This is a genomic window from Serinicoccus chungangensis (assembly GCF_006337125.1).
Taxonomy (GTDB): Bacteria; Actinomycetota; Actinomycetes; order Actinomycetales; family Dermatophilaceae; genus Ornithinicoccus; species Ornithinicoccus chungangensis.
The window spans coordinates 2360311-2380634 of sequence record NZ_CP040887.1 but is presented as its reverse complement, the minus strand read 5'-3'; the positions used below and the strand labels follow the sequence as shown (position 1 = coordinate 2380634).

The window sequence follows — 20324 nt, the reverse complement described above, 5'->3', positions numbered from 1 at the left end:
GGTGGCTCACGGAGCGGAGGAGCAGCGTGATCGGCAACTTCGCGGGCGGAGAGATCCTGCTGCTGGTGCTGGCCGCCCTCATCATCCTGGGCCCGACCCGGCTGCCGGGGTACGCCGCCAAGCTCGGGCAGGGGGTGCGCTACCTGCGCGACCTCGCCGAGGGGGCCAAGGGCCAGCTGCGCGACGAGCTCGGTCCGGGCTTCGACGACATCGACTGGCAGCAGCTGGACCCCCGGCAGTACGACCCCCGGCGCATCGTGCGCGAGGCGCTCACCGAGCCCCGGGGGTCGACGCCGTCCGCGGCCCGGGCGGGGGCGGGCGCCGCGGCGCGGGAGAAGCCGGAGAAGCCGGTGTCAGCCCGGATGCGCCCGGCCGTGGGCGCGGGGCACGACCCGTCACGGCCCACGCCGTTCGACAGCGACGCGACCTAGCGCCCTACGACGAGGCGCGGGCGGTGGGGGTGATGCCGAGCTTGCGCCCGGCCAGGCCACGGCCCCGCCGGGCCAGCTGCCGGGCCACGCCCCGCAGCGCGGTGGCGGCCGGGGTGTCGGCCGCACCGTGCTGGGCCGCCACGACCGGCGTCCCGTGGTCGCCCCCCTCGCGCAGCGCGACGTCGATCGGCACCTGCCCCAGCAGCGGCACGTCCGCGCCGATGGACCGGGACAGCGAGTCGGCGACCGCCTGGCCGCCGCCGCTGCCGAAGAGCTCGGAGCGCGAGCCGTCCGGCAGCTCCAGCCAGGACATGTTCTCGATGACCCCGGCGAGCCGCTGGTGCGTCTGCAGCGCGATGGCCCCGGCGCGCTCGGCGACCTCGGCGGCGGCCTGCTGGGGCGTGGTGACGACGAGCAGCTCGCTGCTCGGCAGCAGCTGGGCCACGGTGATGGCGATGTCGCCGGTGCCGGGGGGCAGGTCGAGCAGCAGGACGTCCAGGTCACCCCAGTAGACGTCGGCCAGGAACTGCTGCATGGCCCGGTGCAGCATCGGCCCGCGCCAGACGACGGGCTGGTTGCCGGGCACGAACATGCCGATGGAGATGACCTTGACCCCGCTCGGCTCGGCGACCGGCGGCAGGATCATGTCGTCCACCTGCGTGGGCGCCTGGGTGATCCCCATCATGCGGGGGACCGAGAAGCCGTAGATGTCGGCGTCGACCACCCCCACCCGCAGCCCTTCCTCGGCCAGCGCCACGGCCAGGTTCACGGTGACCGAGGACTTGCCCACGCCGCCCTTGCCGGAGGCCACGGCATACACCGTCGTCAGCGAGTCGGGTCGGGCGAAGGGGATCTCGCGCTCGGTCTGGCCACCCCGCAGCTGGTCGCGCAGCGCGCCGCGCTGCTCCTCGCTCATGACTCCCAGTCGGACGTCCACCCCGGTGACGTGCTCGACCTCGTTCACCGCGGCCGTGACGTCGCGGGTGATGGTGTCCTTGAGCGGGCAGCCGGGGACCGTGAGCAGCACCGTGACCTGGACGTGGCCGTCGTCGGCCACGTCGACCGCCTCGAGCATCCCGAGCTCGGTGATCGGCTTCTTGATCTCCGGGTCGTTGACGCGGGCCAGGGCAGCGTGCAGGGCGTCGTCGCTGGGGAGGGGCATACCTCCATGGTAGGCGTCCTCGGCCGTGCCGCCGACGGCGCCCTCAGCGGTCGGGACGCGGCCCCGTGCCCCCGTCACCGTGCTGGTGCCGCTCGCCGGGCGGGTCGTCCTCGGCGTCCTGGGCGCGCAGCTCCTCCAGCAGGTCCCGCAGCTCGGAACGCACGAAGTCGCGGGTCGCGATGTCGCGCATGGCCAGCCGCAGGGCCGCCACCTCGCGGGTGAGGAACTCGGTGTCGGCCTGGGTGCGCTCGTCCCGGGTGCGGTCCTGCTCCATCTGCACCTTGTCGCGGTCGTCCTGCCGGTTCTGCGCCAGCAGGATGAGCGGCGCCGCGTAGGAGGCCTGGAGGCTGAGCATGAGGGTGAGGAAGATGAAGGCGTAGGGGTCGAAGCGCGCCTCCGCGGGCAGGACCGTGTTCCACGCGATCCAGACGAGCACGAACAGGGTCATCCAGACGAGGAAGCGCGCCGTGCCCATGAAGCGCGCGAAGCGCTCGGCGAACGCCCCGAAGCTCTCGGGGTCCATGCGCGCCTGCGGCATCCAGCGCGACTGCTTGGCCAGGGGCTGGTCCAGACGCGGGCCGGTCGACGTGGGGCCGGGACGGCGGGTGCCACCGCGGGCGCGTGCCGTGTGGCGCGTCGGCTCAGACATCGTCCACCTCCGTCAGGTCGGCCTCGCGCCAGTCGTCGGGGAGGATGTGGTCGAGCACGTCGTCGACGGTCACGGCCCCGAGCAGGCGGCCCTCCCGGTCTGCCACCGGCAGCGCGACGAGGTTGTAGGTCGCCAGCGCCCGCGTGACGACGCCGAGGCTGGCTCCGGGGGAGACCGGGTCGATGTCGGTGTCGAGGATCGAGCCCACGGGCTGGTGGGGGGCCTCGCGCAGCAGCCGCTGGATGTGGATGCTGCCGAGCAGCCGCCCGGTCGGCGTCTCGTGCGGGGGCCGGGTGACGTAGACCAGCGACGCGGTCGCGGGATGCATCTCCTCGCGCCGGACCAGGGCGAGAGCCTCGGCGATGCTGGCCTCGGGACCGAGGATCACCGGGTCGGTGGTCATGAGGCCGCCGGCGGTGTTCTCGTCGTAGGTCAGCAGCCGCCGCAGGTCGGCGGCCTCGTCCGGCCGCATGAGCGCCAGCAGCTCCTCCCGCACGGACTCGGGGAGGTCGGACAGCAGGTCCGTCGCGTCGTCCGGCTGCATGACCTCCAGGATGTCCGCGGCCCGCTCGGTCGGCAGGTGCGTGAGGATCTCGAGACGGTCGTCGTCGGGCAGCTCCTCCAGGACGTCGGCGAGGGTCTCGTCGTCGAGGGCGTCGGCCACCTCGGCGCGACGCTTGGCCGACAGGTCGTGCACCGCCTCGGCCAGGTCCTGCGGCTTGAGGTCCTCGTAGGCCTCCAGCAGGGCGGTGGCGGCCTGCGGAGGACCTTGCTCCTGCAGGCCCTCCACCGCGTCGATGTCGACGAGCAGGGTCTCCCCGCGACGCCGGCGCAGCAGGCCCCGCCGCGGGGCCTCGTCCCGACCCTTGCGGACGAACACCTTGGTGATGCGCCAGTCCCCGCCCCGCTGCTGGTCCATCGCCATGTCCTCGACCACGGCCGGACGGCGTTCGGGGCCGTCGGTCACGGTCACCTGCCGGTCGAAGAGCTCGCCCACGACGAGCGTCTCACCCGCCCGCTGCTCGAAGCGGCGCATGTTGACCAGCCCGGTGGTGATGACCTGCCCGGCGTCCACCGACGTCACCCGGGTGATCGGCACGAAGACACGGCGTCGGCCCGGCACCTCGACCACCAGCCCGATGACCCGCGGTCCCTGCGCCGCCGAACGGGCGGTCAGGGTGACGACGACGTCGCGCACCCGGCCGACCTCGTCACCCAGCGGGTCGAAGACGCTCAGGCCGTTGAGGCGGGCGACGAAGACGCGGTGGGTGCTCACCCTCAGGAGAATACGAGGTCAGCGACGATCCACGGGCGCGCGGTCCGCCGGGATGGCGCAGCTCCGGGGGTGGTGGGCACAATGAGGGGATGACTACTCCGACCGGTTCCCGCGCCGCCCTGCCCCGGCCGACCCTGGACCTCGACTACCCCCAGAGTCTCGGGGTCTTCGAGCGCTACGAGCAGGCCCAGGAGGCCGTCGACTACCTCTCCGACCACGAGTTCCCGGTGGACCAGGTCCTCATCGTCGGGACCGAGCTCAAGCAGGTGGAGCGGGTCACCGGCCGGCTGACGACCGGGCGGGTGGCGCTCGGCGGCGCCTTGTCCGGCGTGTGGCTGGGTCTGTTCGTCGGTCTCATCTTCGCCCTGTTCGCCGGGCCGCGGGACGCGCTCATGACGGTCATCTGGACGGCCTGCTTCGGTGCCGTCTTCGGCCTGGTCTGGGGCCTGATCGGCTATGCCTTCACCCGGGGGCGCCGCGACTTCACCTCGGTGACGCAGGTGGTGGCCACCCGCTACGAGGTGCTCACCGAGCACAAGCTGCGCGAGCGGGCGCGGGAGCTGCTGGACGGGCGCTCGACCTGAGCGGACCGGGCGTCGGTCAGGGCCGACGACCGCCCGTGCGCACCCACGCCTCCACCTCGGGCACCGTGCGCGGCAGCATCGCCGAGAGGTTGCGCGCGCCGTCCGCCGTCACGACGACGTCGTCCTCGATGCGGACCCCGATCCCGCGCAGCTCCTCCGGGACGAGCAGGTCGTCGGACTTGAAGTACAGCCCCGGCTCGACGGTGAGGACCATCCCCTCGCGCAGCTCGCCCTCGACGTAGTCCTCGCGCAGGGCCTGCGCGCAGTCGTGCACGTCGATGCCCAGGTGGTGGCTGGTGCCGTGCACCATCCAGCGTCGGTGGAACTGCCCCTCCTCGGCGTCCAGCGTCTGCTCGAGCGTGACGTCCTCGGGCAGCAGCCCCCACTCGAGCAGGTGCCGCGCGATGACCTCGATGGCGGCCGCGTGGACGTCCTTGAACCGGTGGCCCGGCCGCACCGCGGCCAGGCCGGCCTCCTGGGCCTCGAGGACGGCCTCGTAGACCCGCCGCTGCGGCTCGGTGAAGCGCCCGGACACCGGCACCGTGCGGGTGACGTCGGCGGTGTAGAGCGCGTCGGTCTCGACGCCGGCGTCGAGCAGCAGCAGGTCCCCGTCCCGCACCTCGCCCGTGTTGCGGATCCAGTGCAGGGTCGTCGCGTGGTCGCCGGCGGCGCAGATGGAGTCGTAGCCGACGCCGTTGCCGGCGTGGCGCGCGTGCAGCCCGAAGACGCCCTCGACCCAGCGCTCCCCACGCCCGCGCCGGACCGCCTCGGGGAGGTGCTCCACCACGGCGTCGAAGGCGGTCGCGGTGGCCTCGACGGCCTCCCGCATCTGCTCCACCTCCCAGTCGTCCTTGACCAGACGCATCGTGGAGAGGGTCCGGGCGAGCTCCTGGTCGGCCTCCTGCGCCGACTCCTGCTGCGCGTGGGAGGACAGGCCCGACTGCTCGCGGACCCGGTCGACCGTGGCCGCGACCTCGCGGTCGGCGTCCCGCAGGACCCGCACCGCCAGCCCGGAGGGGCCCACGTCCTTGGCCACGGCGTCCGGGAGCTCGGACAGGTGGCGGGTCGCCACCCCCAGCTCGGCCGAGGCGCTGGCCAGCGTGGGCCGGGACCCGACCCAGAACTCCCCGGACCGGGAGTCGGCGAAGAACTCCTCGCTGTCGCGGTCCGCCAGCGGGAGGAAGTAGAGGGTCGCCTCGTGACCCTCGCCGGAGGGCAGCGGGTCCAGGACGAGCACGGCGTCCGGCTCCCGGTCGGCGCCCAGGCCGGTGAGGTGGGCGAAGGCGCTGTGCGGGCGGAAGACGTAGTCCGTGTCGTTGCTGCGGATCTTGAGCCCCCCCGCAGGCACGACCAGGCGCTCGCCGGGGAAGGCGGACGACACGGCCTCGCGGCGCGCCGCGGCATACCGCGCGGCGTCGGTGAGCTCGGGGAGCTCGCCCGACCGGGGTGCCCAGCCCTCCCGCATGAAGGCCATGAAGGCCTCGCCCGTGGGCCGGTTCCGGTGCTCCGCCTTGTGCTGCTTCTCACTCACCGGCTCATCGTAGGCGGTGCCCAGGGAGCACCGAGCGGACGGTCAGCGGTGGGCCCTACGCTGGGTGGTGATGAGCGACCAGACCCCTTTCACGACCATGCCCGGCGAGGTGACCGGTCCGCAGCAGATCGCCCGGCCGCAGCTGATCCCCGCAGCCCGGCTCGGCCGTCACCTCAAGCATGCGGCCGTGCACGTCGTGCGGTCGAGCTCGCCCCCCACCAAGGCCCTGGGGGTGCGGACCGGTGCCGACGACACGAGCCAGCGACACGCCCGAGCGGTCTGCGACCTGGCCCTCCGGGTCGGTGAGGCGCTGCTGTCGACCGGCGCGTCGGCGGCGGACACGGTGGCCATCGTCCTGCGTCTCGGGCACGCCTACGGCATCCGGTCGATGCACGTCGACATCACCTACACCTCGATCTCGGTCTCCGTGCACCGGGGTGTCGACGAGGACTCCCTGACCGTCATGCGGGTCATCAACGACCGCGCCCCCGACTACACCCGGCTGGAGGCCGTGCAACGGCACATCGAGGAGATCGTGCGCTCGGCCGAGGGCAGCAACGAGGGACCCTCGCTGGACGTCGACGCGGCCCGGGCCCACCTGTCGACCCTGCTCGCCTCGCCCCACCCCTACCGTCGCTGGGTCGTCACCGTCGGGGCCGCGATCATGTCGGTCGGGGTGGTCATGCTCTTCGGCGCCGGACCCCTCATGTGGGCGGTCGCCGCGCTCTCCGCGGCCATCGTCGACCGGGTGCAGCGTCAGCTCTACACCTGGGGGGTGGCCGCGTTCTTCACCCAGGTCCTCAGCGCCGCCATCCCGACGGGCATCGCGCTGATCATGTACGCCGTCGGCCGCGAGGCGCCCTCGGTGGTCGTCATCTCGGGCATCGTCGTGCTCCTGGCCGGGCTCGGGGTCCTGGGCGCCGCGCAGGACGCGATCGACGGCTACTACGTGACGGCCGGGGCACGCGGCCTCGAGGTGCTCATGATGACGCTGGGCATCGCGGTCGGTGTCGCGTCGGTGCTGGGGGTGTCCCGGTGGTTCGGGGTGAACATGCAGGTGTCACCCATCATCGCGCTGGGTGGCACCCCGTTCATCTCCACGATCGGCGCGATGCTCATCGCGCTCGGCTTCTGCCTGAGCACCTACTCCGGGACCCGCACCATCCTGGTGAGCATCGCGATCGCGGCGCCCGCGTGGCTGGTGCTCGAGGCCGCGCTCTTCGTGGGCTTCGCGGCCCCGGCGGGTGTCGCCGTCGCGGCCTCCCTCGTGGGCGCCTTCGCCTACGTCGCCTTCCGGGTCATGCACGTGCCGGAGGCGGCGGTCGCCACGGCGGGCATCGTCTCGCTGCTGCCCGGGCTGGCGGTCTACCGGGCGCTCTACGTCATCATGCAGAACGACCCGTCGACGGTGAACAGGGCCGTCATCTTCTTCGTCGAGGCCATGGCCACGGGCCTGGGCCTGGCGGGCGGACTCGCGATCGGCGGCTACCTCGCGCGCCGCAAGCTCGGCCTGGACCGGGCTGCGCTGCGCGCCCGTCGGCGGTCCCGGGGCACCTACGTGGCCGAGGCCTGAGCCCGACGCGTCGACCGGGACCAGCCCCCGACGGGGGGCTGGTCCACGGGGCCGGTCGTCGGCTCAGTCGTTCCAGGACCAGCTGGCGAGCAGGTCCTCGAGCACCGGCTCGGCCTCGTCCGCCTGGCTCTCCACCGCCGAGAGCGTGACGACGTAGAGCGTGCCCTCGTGGGAGACCCAGCGCTGCGTCTGGTGCACGGTCGCGTCCTGGACCTCGCGCACCAGGGTGTAGCCGGGCGCCCGGTTGCCGTCCACCTCGGCCGGCTCGAGCAGCTCGTACTCGCCGTCCTCGCCGGCCAGCTGCTCCGCCGAGCTCTCCACGGCGGAGGTGAGGTTGCCGACGTACTCCTCCTGGGTGATGACGATGTTGCTGTAGAAGGAGTCGACGCGCTCTCCGTCCCGGGCGGCCAGCACGGCCGTCTCGGTCTGCTCCTGCGCGGTCGAGGTCGCGTCCTCCCACCCTGCGGGGAACGTGACCGAGAAGGAGTCGTCGCTCGCGCTGAGCTCGAGCTCCTCCGGCTCCTCGGGCGCGCTGGTCGCGTCCGCCTGCTCGGTCTGCGTGGCGGTGTCCGCCGCCGCGTCGTCGGAGGACGTCTCCTCCTGGGCGTCCTCGGCGGCGCTGCTCGTGGCGGCGTCGTCGGTCGCGGTGCTGGTGGCCGTGGGTTCCGCGACCGGCTCCTCCTCCGCGCAGCCGGCCAGGGCGAGCACGGCGAGCACGGTCGCGGCTCCGGCGCTCCGGAGCGAGGCTCGGGTCGTGGTCATGCTTCTCCTCGGTGTCGTGTCGGTGGCGCCGCGTCGGGCGCGCAGGGGGAGTGGGGTTCCAGTATGCCCGCCCCGGGCCGCGGCCTACGGTGGGCTCATGCCCCGCCTCGCGCCGACCGCCCGGATCGACCTGCACGTGCACTCCACGCACAGCGACGGCACGGAGTCACCCGCGCAGGTCGTGGGCCGGGCCCGGGAGGCCGGCCTGGACGTGGTGGCGCTGACCGACCACGATGCCGTCTCGGGCTGGGAGGAGGCTGACCGGGCCGGCCGGGAACGCGGCGTCGCGGTGGTCCCCGGCCTGGAGATCTCCTGCAGCGCGGGCGGCGCGTCGGTCCACCTGCTCGGCTACTTCGTGGACCCGACCGACCCGGACCTGCTCGCCGAGCTCGAGCGTGTCCGGAGCAGCAGGGACGACCGCCTGCGGCGGATGGTGGACCGGCTGGCGGACGGCGGGTTCCCGGTGACCTGGGAGGACGTGCTGAGCCAGACCGCCCCGGGTGCCTCGCTGGGGCGTCCGCACATCGCCGACGTCCTCGTGCTGCGCGGCAGGTACCCGGACCGCGACGCGGCCTTCGCGGACGTGCTCCACTCCAGCAGCCCCTTCCACGTGGCGCACTACGCGCCGGACCCGCGGCGGGCCGTCGAGCTGGTGCGGGGTGCCGGAGGGGCCGCCGTGCTCGCGCACCCCTTCGCCTCGGCCCGGGGCCGGATGATGCCACGTGAGCTGCTGGGCGACCTCGCCGACGCCGGCCTGGCCGGCGTCGAGGTGGACCACCGCGACCACACCGGGACCGGGCGGGACCTGGCCCACCGGTTCGCCTCCCGGCACGGGCTGCTGCCGACCGGGTCCAGCGACTACCACGGGTCGGGCAAGCCCAACCGTCTCGGGGAGCACACCACCGAGCCCGGGGTCCTGTCCGCCCTGCTGGAGCGGACGGGGGGTCAGCTGCTCGGGGCCTCGCCGTGACCGGCGCTCGTGCGGCGACGCCGGCGGCGACGGCCTCCCGAGCCCGCGGACTCGGTCGAGCTGGATCGGCGCGTCGTGTCGCCGGTGCCCTCGCCGGCCGGTCCCTTCCGCGCGCGGTGGCCGTCACGCCCGCCGCTGCGGCCTCCGTCCTGGCCGCCTCGCCCTGAGCGGCCGCCCCGGCCGCGTCCGCGCCGGTCGCCCCGATCGCGGCCGGAGGTGCCCTCGATGTCCTCCACGACCTCCGCGCCCAGCCCGGCCCGGGTTCGGGCCGACCGGGGGAGCGTCCCGCGGGTGCCCTCGGGGATGCCGAGCTGCTCGAAGAGGTGCGGGCTGGAGGAGTAGGTCTCCTCCGGCTCGGGGTACCCCAGGTCCAGCGCCTTGTTGATGAGCCCCCAGCGCGGCATGTCGTCCCAGTCCACGAAGGTCACCGCGACCCCCGTCGCGCCGGCCCGGCCCGTCCGGCCGATGCGGTGCAGATAGGTCTTCTCGTCCTCGGGGCACTGGTAGTTGATGACGTGGGTCACGGCCTCCACGTCGATGCCGCGGGCCGCGACGTCCGTGGCCACGAGGATGTCGACCTTCCCGCTGCGGAAGGCCCGGAGGGCCTGCTCCCGGGCCCCCTGCCCGAGGTCGCCGTGGATCGCGGCGGCCGCGAAGCCGCGCTCGCCCAGCTCGTCGGCGACCTTGGCGGCCGTGCGCTTCGTGCGGGCGAAGACGATGGTGAGCCCCCGCCCGTCGGCCTGCAGCATGCGGGCGAGCATCTCGACCTTGTCCATGGCGTGGGCCCGGTAGGCGAACTGCTCGACGGCCGCGACCGTCTGCCGGCCGTCGTCGTCGTCCGAGACCGCCCGGATGTGGGTGGGCTGGGTCATGTAGCTGCGGGCCAGGGACACGACGGCGCCGGGCATGGTCGCGGAGAACAGCATGGTCTGGCGACCGGCCGGGGTGAGGGCCAGCAGCTTCTCGACGTCCGGGAGGAAGCCGAGGTCCAGCATCTCGTCGGCCTCGTCCAGGACGACGGTGCGGGCGTGACCGAGGGTGAGATGACCCTTGGCGGCGAGGTCGAGCAGGCGTCCGGGGGTCCCGACCACGATCTCGACGCCGCGGTTGAGCGCCTCGATCTGCGGCTCGTAGGCCCGGCCGCCGTAGACCGTGAGGATGCGGGTCGAGCGGTGGGCGGCGGCCTTGGACAGGTCACCGGCCACCTGGACCGCGAGCTCGCGGGTGGGGGCCACCACCAGGGCCTGGGGAGCGCCGGGCTTCTCCAGGTCGCCGAACGCGTCGTCCTGCGGGGCGACCACGTTGTGCAGCAGCGGGAGGCCGAAGCCGAGGGTCTTGCCCGTGCCGGTCTTGGCCTGGCCGATGATGTCGTGCCGGGCCAGCGCGACCGGCAGCGTCATCGCCTGGATGGGGAAGGGGTGGGTGATGCCGCCGTCGGCGAGCGCGCGGACGATGTCCGGGTGCAGTCCGAAGTCGGCGAAGGTGCGGGTCTCCTGCATGGGTACTCCCTGATCGGGTGAGTGCGGCCAGCTCCCGACGAGGTGACGTCGGGGTGGTCCGGGCCGATCGGGGACTTGGGGCGATGAAAGGGGCCGGGCGACTCGCCCGACCCGCGAACAACCGTCTGACCATCGTGGCATGACGGCCGACCGGGCACCGGTGTACGAGCACCAGCGTACCCGAGAGGCGTTCCGGGGCCGGACGCGCCGGACGGCGCGCCCCCGTGGGAGGCGCGCCGTCCGGTGTGCCGGGGTCAGCGCGTGGTCAGCGCACCGCCTTGCGGCGGGTGACCGCGATGTAGGCCATCACGGCGACGATCGCGAAGATCGTGCCGAGGATGAGGCCCCAGAAGCTGAACTGGGCACCGCTGGTCCCCAGGAAGCTGGCCCCGACCCAGGAGCCGATGAGGGAGCCCACGGCGCCCAGCAGGATGGTCATGGGGACGGAGATGTTCTGGTCCCCCGGCAGGATGAGCCGGGCGAGGGGGCCGACGATGCAGCCGACGATGAGAGCGACGATGATGGTGGTGATCATGGGTATGACCCTTTCGCACAAGTCAGCCCAGGAGGAGAGAGCCCTCTGGGTGACCCCCGCAGGGGCACTGCCCCGCGAAGATCGCCCTCACAGTAGAGATCGCAGGGCGAGAACACCAGCCGACACGACACGGGGAGGCCGGTTCGTGACCTTCCCGGAGCCCGTGCGGCCGGGCCGCGGCCCGTCAGTGGCTCCCGAAGCCCACGCGCCCCTTCTCCTGGACGCCGATCTCGACGTAGGCGATCGTGGCGGTGGGGACGATGATGGTCTGACCCCTCTCGTCCTCCAGCTCGAGGAACGAGGAGCCGCTGCTGAGCGCCTCCGTCACGGACTGTCGGACGGCGGCCGGCGTCTGGGCCGACTCGAAGGCGACCTCGCGTCCGACGTCCCGGACTCCGATGCGTACCTCCACGGTGGGTTACCTCCAGGTCGAGTGGCAGTGGGTCGTGCCCCGGATGAGGGGCGGGGCCCAGCCTAGCCCGGGACCGAGACCACCCTGGCGCGTGGGGGCACCGCCCCGAAGCCGCGCCAGGCGATCGTCGAGAGCAGCTCCAGGACCCGTTCGCGGGTCATGCTCCCGCGCCGGTCGTACCAGGCGACGGCGGCGGCCTGCGCCATCCCGGCCATGGTCGTCCCGAGCAGGACGCACTCGTCCCAGCTGAGCTCGGTCTCCTCCGCCAGGACCCTGCCCATGGACTCGCCGCAGGCGCGCCGGGTCCGCTCCAGGATGCTGGCCACGGCGGGGTCGGACGTCATGTCGGAGCGGAAGAGCACCGGGTAGCCGGACGACGGCTGCTCGACGAACTCGAAGAAGCTGCTGAGGCACCCGGAGATGCGTGCGTGGTTGCCATCGCCGGACGCGAGCGCAGCCTCGATCCGCCGGACGACGTCGTCGGCCACCGACTCCGCGATGGCGACGTAGAGGTCGAGCTTGCTGTCGAAGTGCTGGTAGAGCACGGGTTTGCTCACCCCGGCACGGTCGGCGATGTCGTCCATGGCGGTGGCGTGGTACCCCGACTCGGCGAACGCCTCCAGGGCGGCGCCGAGCAGCTGGGCTCGACGCTCTCCTCGGGGCAGGCGTATGCGTCGTTCGGGGGTCAGGGGGCTGGTCACGGCGCTCCCTCCTTCTCGATCCTCCCATCGTAGGCCCACGGACCCGCTCGGGGGAGGCCTGTCGGCACCGGGTGGTGTGATGGGTCGTATGGCCTCACCCCAGACGCAGCCGCGGCGACCGCCGGGCGACGACCCGGACCGGCGTCGGCTCGTGGACCACCGCGGCGGCGTGCTCCTCGTCCTGGGCGCCCCCGGCACCGGTCGCACCAGCGGGCTCGTCGCGCACGCGCAGGCCCGGCTGCGTGAGGGGCTCGACCCGGACCGCTGCCTGGTCGTCGCCGCGACCCGGCAGGCGGCCAGCCGGATGCGCGCCCTCGTCGGGCAGGACCTCGCGACCACCCATACCGAGCCGCTCGCCCGGACGGCCGCGTCGTTGGCGTTCTCCGTGCTGCGGCTGGCAGCCGCGCACGAGGACGGACCCATGCCGCGGTTGATCTCCGGCGCCCAGCAGGACGCCGTGCTGCGCGAGCTGCTCGCCGGGCACGAGGCGGACGGCGGGGGCCCGCCCTGGCCCGAGGAGCTGGACCGGGCCCGCCGCACGGACGGGTTCCGGGCCCAGCTGCGCGACCTGCTCATGCGTGCGGTCGAGCACGGCGTGGGGCGGGAGGACCTCGAGGCCCTGGCGGAGGTCCACGGTCGACCGGAGTGGGCGTGTGCGGGTGCCGTCCTGGAGGAGTACGACCAGGTCACCGCCCTCGCGGAGCCGGGCAGCTACGACCCGGCCTGGATCTGCACGGCCGCGGCGGAGGCGCTGGAGACCGATCCCGGCCTGCGCGCCCGGGTGCACGAGCGGGTGGGGGCCCTCCTGGTCGACGACGCGCAGGAGCTCACCGCCTCGGCCGCCCGGCTGCTCGACGCGGTGCGTCCCCCGGGGACGGACAGCGTGCTGGTGGGGGACCCCGACTCGGCCGTGCAGGGGTTCCGCGGTGCCGTCCCGGGCGCGTTCCTGGAGCTGGCCCGGCGCTGGTCGGGCCCGGCGGGGCCCGCGACCCTGACCCTGGGCACCCGCCACGGCGTGGCCGGCGAGGTCGGACGCGCGGCGGACCGGGTGGCCGAGCGCATCGGGGTGGTGGGTGCGGCCGGTCACCGTCGACCGGCAGACGGGGCGCCGCCGGGAGCGGTCCACGTCCACGTCACCCGCAGCGCGGCCCAGGAGGCGGCCCTGGTGGCCCGGTGGCTTCGCCAGGCGCACCTCCTCGACGGGGTGCCGTGGCAGGAGCTCGCCGTGCTCGCCCGCAGCCGCGCGCAGCAGGCCGCGCTCCGGCGGGCGCTGACGTCCGGTGGTGTCCCGGTGCGGGCGGACCGGTCGTCCGTGCCGCTGGGGTCGGACCCCGCCGTGCGTCCTCTGCTCCAGGCCCTCGACGTGGTGACCCGAGGCGCCGACGACGACCCGGGCTGGTCGCTCGCCCCCCAGGAGGCCGTCGACCTGCTCACCGGTCCCCTGGGCGGGCTGGACCCGGTGGGGCTGCGCCGGCTCCGCAGGCAGGTCCGGGCGGCCGAGCTCGCCGAGGGTGGGGGCCGGGGCGCGGACGAGCTGCTCGCCCTGCGCCTCAGCGACCCGGACCTGCGACGGCAGGCTCCGCACGACGTGCCGGTCGAGCTGCAGCCCCTGCGGCGGGTGGCCGAGGTCCTGCAGTCCGGCCGCGACGTCGTGGTGCCGGACGCCGGGGAGGAGGCGCCGGAGACCTCACCCGCGACGCCTCGACGACCGGCGGACCCGGTGCCAGGGCCTCCCGGGCCGGACCAGATCCTCTGGGCGCTGTGGTCCCGCAGCGGCCTGGCGAGGACGTGGTCCCGCCAGGCGCTGGCCGGGGGCCCGCTGGGTGCCCGGGCCGACCGCGACCTCGACGCGGTCCTCGTCCTGTTCGCGGCCGCCGAGGACCACGTGGACCGCCTCCCGGGGGCTCGGGCCAGGACGTTCCTCGACACCGTCCGGGGAGCGGAGGTGGCGGCCGACACCCTCGTGGTGGGAGGGCAGCAGCCGGAGGCCGTGGAGATCCTCACCCCCCACTCGGCGGCCGGCCGCCGGTGGCGTCGGGTCGCGGTCGTCGGCGTGCAGGAGGGGGTCTGGCCGGACCTGCGCCTGCGCGACTCGCTGCTGGGGTCGCAGGCGCTGGTGGCCGCTGTCGAGGGCCGGCCGGTGACGGGCACCGAGGCGTGGCGCCACGCGCAGGCCGCCGTGCGCTCGGACGAGCTGCGCCAGTTCCACGTGGCGGTGACCCGGGCCCGGGAGGAGCTGCTGGTGACGGCCACGGCCAGCACGGACGACCAGCCCTCCGCCCTGCTGGACCTCGTCGACCCCGGGTTCCGCGACCGGCCCCCGGTCGAGGTGCCCCCTCCCCTCACGCTGCGGGGCCTGGCCGGCGACCTGCGCCGCGGCGCCGTCCGGGCCCATCGCGACGGCGACCACGAGGCCCGCACGGCCGCCGTGCAGCTGCTGGTGCGCCTGGCGCGCGAGCAGGTCCCGGGGGCCGACCCGGCGGCGTGGTGGGACCTGCGGGAGCTGTCGAGCACGGCCCCCGTCCAGCCGGAGGGGCCGGTCCGGGTCTCGCCGTCCCGGCTCCAGACCTTCCTGGACTGCGAGCTCCGGTGGTTCCTCACCTCGAGGGGCGCCGAGACCGGGGAGGCCTCCGGCGCGGCCCTGGGGACCCTGGTCCACGACGTCGTCGCCACCCGCCCGGACGCTCCGGCCGACGAGCTCGTCACCGAGCTGGACCGCAGGTGGCCCGACCTGGGCCTCGTCGACGGATGGGTCTCGGACCGCACCCGCCAGGCCGCGCACCGCATGCTCGAGCGCTACGCCTCCTACGTCCGGGACGCCCGGGAGGCCGGGCGCGAGCTCGTGGGTGCGGAGCTCGACCTGGCCGTGGCCCTGCCGCCGGGGGAGGGCGAGGGGGCCCGGGAGCCGCGCTTGACCGGGGCGGTCGACCGCCTCGAGCGGCAGGCCGACGGGTCCCTCGTCGTCGCCGACCTCAAGACGGGGGGCACGGCCGTCCCGCGGGGGGAGGTGGACCGGCACGCCCAGCTCGCGGCATACCAGGTCGCGGTGTCGCACGGGGCGTTCGCCGACCTGGGTGCCGTGAGCGGGGGCGCGCGGCTCGTGCAGCTGGGGGCGCCGGGCAGGGTCGAGCAGTCGCAACCACCGCTGGACGCCGCGGACGACCCCCGGTGGGCGCTGACCGCGATCCAGGGGGCCGCCACCCGCATGGCCGGGGCCGAGTTCACGGCGCGGGACCAGGATCGGGTGTGCCGTCGGTGCGCGGCCCGTTTCGCCTGCCCGCTGCAACCCGAGGGGCGCGCACGGTGAGCGGCTCCACCGAGGCCCGCTTCTCCCCGCAGGACCTGGCTCGGGCGCTGGGGACCCCGGAACCCACCCCGGAGCAGGCGGCCGTCGTCACGGCACCGCTGCGCCCCGGCGTCGTCGTCGCCGGGGCGGGTTCCGGCAAGACCGAGACCATGGCGTCGCGGGTGCTCTGGCTGGTGGCCAACGGACTGGTGGCACCCCAGGACGTCCTCGGGCTCACCTTCACCCGGAAGGCCTCGGTCGAGCTGACGACCCGGCTCACGGGCAAGCTGCGCCGGCTGCGGGAGGTCGGTCTCTGGTCCGGGGACGACCTCGGCGACCGGGCCGACGGACCTGCCGGTCCGGGCGGCGTCGACGGTTTCGACCTGCCGACCATCTCGACCTACCACGCCTACGCCGGCCGGCTCGTGAGCGAGCACGGGCTGCGCCTCGGTGTCGAGCCCGACGCCGTGCTGCTCTCCGAGGCCGCCTGCTGGCAGCTCGCGCACGACGTGGTGACCCGCTACGACGGGGACATGGCGTCGGTGGACCGTGCGCCCAGCACCGTGGTCCGCGCGGTCATCGCCCTCTCGGGCGAGCTCGGGGAGCACCTCGTGGAGCCACGGACCGCCGAGCAGCTGCTGCTGGAGCTGGCGGAGCGCTACGAGGACCTGCCCCACGACGGTCGGCCCCTCAAGGCCGGGAGGGACCTGGCCGCGACCCTGCGCCAGCAGGCCTGCCTGTACCCCCTCGTGCTCGCCTACCGCCGGGCCAAGGCGGAGCGCGGGGCCCTCGACTTCGGCGACCAGATGGCGCTGGCCGCGCGGCTCGCCCGTGACGTGCCCGTCGTCGGGGCCACGGAACGCAGCCGGTACGCCGCCGTGCTGCTGGACGAGTTCCAGGACACCTCCGAGGCGCAGCTCGTGCTGCTCACCTCGCTCTTCGCCGGGGAGGCGATGCCGGTCACCGCGGTCGGTGACCCGCACCAGTCCATCTACGGCTGGCGGGGTGCGAGCGCCACCACCCTCACCCGGTTCCCCGAGCAGTTCGCCGTCGACGGGCGCCCGGCGCTGGTGCAGCAGCTGAGCACCTCGTGGCGCAACGACGAGAGGGTGCTGGATGCGGCCAACGCCGTGTCCGGGCCGTTGCGCGAGGAGACCACCGTGCCGGTGGCCACCCTGCGCGCGCGTCCAGGGGCCGGGTCGGGGACGGTGGAGGTGGCCCGCCTCGTCGACCACGTGGCCGAGGCGGAGCACGTGGCGGACTGGGTGCGGGACCGCTCCGCGGGGGCGGCGACGGCGGCCGTCCTGTGCCGCACCCGTGCCCAGTTCGGGCCGGTCGTCGACGCGCTGCGCCGGCGCGGCCTGCCGGTCGAGGTGGTGGGCCTGGGTGGGCTGCTGGACACGCCCGAGGTCCTCGACCTGGTCGCTCTGCTGTGGGTGGCCCAGGAGCCCACGCGCGGGGACCAGGTGATGCGTCTGCTGGCCGGCCCGGTCGGGCGTCTCGGCGCCGCGGACCTGGACGCCCTGTGGGCCCGTGCGCGGGAGCTGGCCCGGGCCGCGGGGGGCGTGGTGGCCCGGGAGCGCGAGCACGCGCCGGTGCTGGCCGAGGCGCTCGAGCACGTCCCGGGCGAGTCCTGGACCGGTCAGGAGGGCCAGCGCCTGTCGGCCCAGGGCCGCGACCGGGTGTCCTGGCTGGCCGAGGTGCTCCACCGGGTGCGCTCCCTCGCCGGTCTCCCGCTCCCCGATCTCGTGTCCGAGGCCGAGCGGCTGCTCGGGCTCGACATCGAGGTGGCCGCCGACCCCGACCTGCACCCCACCTGGGGTCGGGCGCCGCTGGACGCCCTCGTCGAGGTCGCCGCCGGGTTCGACCACGGGGCGGACCGCGCGAGCCTGGGCGCCTTCCTGGACTGGTTGGACGCCGCGCGGGAGCACCAGCGAGGGCTGGAGGATGCCGAGACCCCCGAGCTGGCCGAGGTCTCGGTCGACGCGACGGCGGTCCAGGTGCTCACCGTCCACGCGGCCAAGGGCCTGGAGTGGGACGCGGTGGCGGTCCCCGGGCTGGTCGAGGGTGTCTTCCCCTCCGGGCGGGTCACCCCGGAGCACCGGGACGGGCGCTGGCGCACCAAGGAGCGCACCGACAACGGGTGGCTCGCGGGGATCGGTCGCCTCCCGACCCCCCTGCGCGGTGACCGGGAGGGGCGGCCCGACCTGCCCTGGTCCCAGATCCCCGACACCCGGGCGCTGCGGGGGGCGCTGGAGCAGCTCGCCCTCGACCAGGGACGCTTCGCCGTCCAGGAGGAGCGCCGGCTGGCCTACGTCGCCCTGACCCGCGCGCGCCGGCGGCTGCTGCTGACCGCCCCCGTGTGGTCGACGGGGAAGCAGCCCCGGGTGACCTCGCGCTTCCTCGACGAGGTCCGTGACCTGCCCGGGGTCCTCGTCGGCCCGTGGGCCGACATGCCCGAGCCTGGGGAGGAGCTGCTCAACCCCCGCCTCGGTGAGCAGACGGCGGCGCCGTGGCCCGTCTCGCGCGGGGACCGGCGGGAGACCGTCCGGGACGTCGCGGCCGCCCTCGTCGCCGCGGGGTCCGTGGGTCGCCCGTCCGCGGACCCGGGTGGCGAGGTCAGGCACCCCTGGGTCGAGACCGTCGACCTGCTGCTCGCCGAGCGCCGCGACCGGCAGGCCCGTCGGGACGGACCCGAGCTCCCCGGGCACCTGTCCACGTCGGCGGTGGTCGCACTGGCGACCGACCGTGACGCCTACCTGCGGGACCTCCGCCGCCCGCTGCCCGTGCCGCCCACGCCCAGGACCCGGGTGGGCACGGCCTTCCACGCGTGGGTGGAGCGGCACTACGCCGCGGCCACCCTCGTCGACCTCCACGACCTGACCACGGCGCCCGACACCGCCGACCAGGTCTCCGGTCTCGCCACGCTCCAGCAGCACTTCCTGGACAGCGAGTGGGCCGACCGCGTCCCGCTCGCGGTGGAGGTGCCCCTCCAGACGACCCTGGCCGGACGCACGGTGGCCGGCAGGATCGACGCCGTCTTCCCCGACGCCGACGGGGGTGTCACGGTCGTGGACTGGAAGACGGGCTCACCCGGGAGCCCGGCCCAGCAGCAGGCGCGGACGGTCCAGCTGGCGGTCTACCGCCTGGCCTACGCGCGGCTGCGAGGGCTGCCTGAGGACCAGGTGCGGGCCGCCTTCTTCTACGCCTCGAACGGCACGACCGTCCGCCCGACGCTGCCCACGGAGGCCGAGCTCACCCAGCTCCTGGACGAGAGCCACCCGTCCGCGGTGCAGGAACGACCGCGCGCCGGTCAGCGGCCCGGGTCCTCCTCGGAGGGCATGCCGTAGAGCTCGTGCAGGCGGGTGTCGTCGTCGAGGAGCTCGGCGTCCTCGGGGGCGTCGTCCTGGTCGGGCTGCGGGTCCGAGCCGTCCGTCTGCTCGGGTTCCGGGTCGAGGGGGGTGTCGAGCTGGTCGCCGGGCCCGCCGGGGCGCACGACCGGCACCTCCGTCGTGATGTCGGTGTCCGCACCGGCATCCTGCGCCGCGGCGGACGACGGGCCAGGACCAGGGTCGGCCGCCTGGTCGTCAGGGTGCGGGTCGGGATCGCCGTCGTCGAGGTAGGGGTCGGGCCGCGGGACGGCGTCGTAGCCGTCGTGGTCGTCGTCCTCCTCGTCCAGCTCCTCGCCGCCCTCCGGGGGACCGGTCAGCACAGGCTGGCCATCGGACCAGGACGGGTCCGCTTCCGACCGGTGGGCCTGCTCGACCGGTGCGTCGTGCTCGCCCGACGCGGCCTGCTCGACCGGCACGTCGTGCTCGCCCGGCGCGGCCCGCTCGACCGGCGCGTCCTGCTCAGCCGCCCCGGAGCCCCAGGACGGACCTGCCTCGAGCCCGGTCGCGTCCCCGTGCGGGTCCGGGTCGCCGACGGGAGCGGGGTCCTCCTCGCGCTCCGTGCGCCCGGCCACCACCGCGGCGGCAGCGGCCCCACCCCCGCGGGCGGTCGTCGGCACCAGGGAGTCCTCGTCCTCGGTGAGGCGGTCCATGCGACGCAGCACCTCGACGACCCGACGGGCCGACTCCTCGTCGCCGGAGGCCACGTGCTGCGCCAGCCCCCGCAGCCGACCGGTCTCGGACAGGAGGCGGGCCCGGGCGTGCAGGTAGGGATCGGGGCGCTGGGCACGAGCGAGCGCGTAGCTGTCGAGCACCGACTCCCACGCCTCCGGGGAGGCCTGGGAGTAGACCTCGGCGAGGTCGGCCGCAGGGTCGCCCACCATGGCCTCGTCCCAGTCGGTGACCGCCACGACGCGACCGCTGTCGGCCTCGTCGTCGGCGAAGGCCACGACCACGGTGGCGCCACGGAAGGACCCGTGCACGGGGGTGCTCGCGAACTGCCACAGGGGGGAGGCGTCGAAGGCCTCCTCCCAGCGGCCGAGGAGCCGGGTGGGCACGCGTCCCGTCTCGGCGGCCCGGTCCACCTCGGCGATGAGGCGCTGTCGCCACCCGGCGGCGTCGAACGAGGGCACGTCCTGCTCCTCGAAGACCGCCGCGGGGATGTTGTGGATGGCGGCGACGGCACGGCCCACGGCGTGGGCGAGCCCGGCGCCCGCGGGGAGCCGGGTGAAGTCGAGGGTGGCGCCCTCGACGTGGGGGTAGACCGCGGCGTGCCCCTCCCCGCCCACCGCGGCGTAACCGGCGGCGGCGGGCACCTTGAACGGCAGGTGCCGGGTGAGCTGACGGACCAGCTCGTCGTTGCGGTGCAGCCGGGCCCCGGCCATCGCGGTCAGGGGCGAGCGGACCAGCCACCGTCGACCGGTGGCGTCCTCGACCACGGCCTGCTCGAGCTCGTTCTCGGCCCCCCTCTCGACGCTCATCCGGGCCACGGTCACCGGCTTCATCCCGGGGACGGCGGCACTCGCGAGGGCAGCGAGGGCCAGGTCGGTGCGCTTCACGCCCC

16 protein-coding genes are annotated in these 20324 nt (G+C 74.8%); 6 read left to right on the top strand and 10 right to left on the bottom strand.

Going from position 1 to position 20324, the window contains the following annotated elements; all coding sequences use genetic code 11:
- The first annotated feature begins 26 nt into the window (after positions 1-26).
- Entirely contained in the window at positions 27-431 is a 405-nt protein-coding gene (locus FHD63_RS10835) for a twin-arginine translocase TatA/TatE family subunit (RefSeq protein ID WP_139722083.1), read from the top strand.
- A gap of 4 nt (positions 432-435) precedes the next feature.
- Here FHD63_RS10835 and FHD63_RS10830 read toward each other — a convergent pair whose 3' ends face one another.
- Genes FHD63_RS10830 through FHD63_RS10820 form a run of 3 tightly spaced genes read right to left on the bottom strand, consistent with a single transcriptional unit; the run spans position 436 to position 3518 of the window.
- Positions 436-1593, bottom strand: a complete 1158-nt coding sequence (locus tag FHD63_RS10830; protein ID WP_139722082.1) for an Mrp/NBP35 family ATP-binding protein — start codon at positions 1591-1593, stop codon at positions 436-438.
- A gap of 43 nt (positions 1594-1636) precedes the next feature.
- The gene (locus FHD63_RS10825) at positions 1637-2242 is read right to left on the bottom strand and encodes a DUF1003 domain-containing protein (protein ID WP_139722081.1); all 606 of its coding nucleotides are present in this window, start codon (positions 2240-2242) and stop codon (positions 1637-1639) included.
- Positions 2235-3518: a magnesium transporter MgtE N-terminal domain-containing protein gene (locus FHD63_RS10820; RefSeq protein ID WP_139722080.1), complete on the bottom strand. Its 1284-nt coding sequence runs from the start codon at positions 3516-3518 to the stop codon at positions 2235-2237. Before FHD63_RS10820 ends, FHD63_RS10825 begins: the two co-directional genes overlap by 8 nt.
- A gap of 89 nt (positions 3519-3607) precedes the next feature.
- On the opposite strand from FHD63_RS10820, the gene FHD63_RS10815 reads away from it, so the two are divergent.
- Positions 3608-4102 (top strand): YflT domain-containing protein, encoded by a 495-nt coding sequence (locus tag FHD63_RS10815; RefSeq protein ID WP_139722079.1) that lies wholly within the window; start codon positions 3608-3610, stop codon positions 4100-4102.
- 16 nt (positions 4103-4118) lie between these two features.
- On the opposite strand, the gene FHD63_RS10810 is transcribed toward FHD63_RS10815, so the two are convergent.
- Complete coding sequence (locus tag FHD63_RS10810; RefSeq protein WP_139722078.1) at positions 4119-5633, bottom strand: aminopeptidase P family protein; 1515 nt, start codon at positions 5631-5633, stop codon at positions 4119-4121.
- A gap of 70 nt (positions 5634-5703) precedes the next feature.
- Between FHD63_RS10810 and FHD63_RS10805 the strand changes: the two genes are divergently transcribed.
- Positions 5704-7206: a threonine/serine exporter family protein gene (locus FHD63_RS10805; RefSeq protein WP_139722077.1), complete on the top strand. Its 1503-nt coding sequence runs from the start codon at positions 5704-5706 to the stop codon at positions 7204-7206.
- Between the two features lie 63 nt (positions 7207-7269).
- On the opposite strand, the gene FHD63_RS10800 is transcribed toward FHD63_RS10805, so the two are convergent.
- Positions 7270-7968 (bottom strand): DcrB-related protein, encoded by a 699-nt coding sequence (locus FHD63_RS10800; protein ID WP_139722076.1) that lies wholly within the window; start codon positions 7966-7968, stop codon positions 7270-7272.
- 97 nt (positions 7969-8065) lie between these two features.
- Here FHD63_RS10800 and FHD63_RS10795 point away from each other — a divergent pair, with 97 nt between their 5' ends.
- Positions 8066-8938: a PHP domain-containing protein gene (locus FHD63_RS10795; protein WP_139722075.1), complete on the top strand. Its 873-nt coding sequence runs from the start codon at positions 8066-8068 to the stop codon at positions 8936-8938.
- Here the strand turns inward: FHD63_RS10795 and FHD63_RS10790 are convergent.
- The 4 genes from FHD63_RS10790 to FHD63_RS10775 form a co-directional block, all read right to left on the bottom strand.
- Positions 8914-10437, bottom strand: a complete 1524-nt coding sequence (locus FHD63_RS10790) for a DEAD/DEAH box helicase (RefSeq protein ID WP_139722074.1) — start codon at positions 10435-10437, stop codon at positions 8914-8916. The two genes, FHD63_RS10795 and FHD63_RS10790, sit on opposite strands and share 25 nt — an antisense overlap.
- Positions 10438-10702: 265 nt before the next feature.
- Positions 10703-10972, bottom strand: coding sequence for a GlsB/YeaQ/YmgE family stress response membrane protein (locus tag FHD63_RS10785; RefSeq protein ID WP_139722073.1), 270 nt, complete (start codon positions 10970-10972; stop codon positions 10703-10705).
- Between the two features lie 184 nt (positions 10973-11156).
- The gene (locus FHD63_RS10780; RefSeq protein WP_139722072.1) at positions 11157-11384 is read right to left on the bottom strand and encodes a DUF3107 domain-containing protein; all 228 of its coding nucleotides are present in this window, start codon (positions 11382-11384) and stop codon (positions 11157-11159) included.
- Positions 11385-11446: 62 nt separating this feature from the next.
- Complete coding sequence (locus FHD63_RS10775) at positions 11447-12085, bottom strand: TetR/AcrR family transcriptional regulator (protein WP_158296760.1); 639 nt, start codon at positions 12083-12085, stop codon at positions 11447-11449.
- 88 nt (positions 12086-12173) lie between these two features.
- Between FHD63_RS10775 and FHD63_RS10770 the strand changes: the two genes are divergently transcribed.
- On the top strand, positions 12174-15392 hold the full coding sequence (locus FHD63_RS10770) for an ATP-dependent helicase (protein WP_158296759.1): 3219 nt from the start codon (positions 12174-12176) through the stop codon (positions 15390-15392).
- Positions 15389-18721, top strand: a complete 3333-nt coding sequence (locus FHD63_RS10765) for an ATP-dependent helicase (protein WP_139722070.1) — start codon at positions 15389-15391, stop codon at positions 18719-18721. The genes FHD63_RS10770 and FHD63_RS10765 overlap by 4 nt, the downstream gene beginning before the upstream one ends.
- On the opposite strand, the gene FHD63_RS10760 is transcribed toward FHD63_RS10765, so the two are convergent.
- Positions 18685-20319, bottom strand: coding sequence for a phosphotransferase (locus FHD63_RS10760; RefSeq protein WP_158296758.1), 1635 nt, complete (start codon positions 20317-20319; stop codon positions 18685-18687). The genes FHD63_RS10765 and FHD63_RS10760 overlap by 37 nt on opposite strands.
- Positions 20320-20324 lie beyond the last annotated feature (5 nt).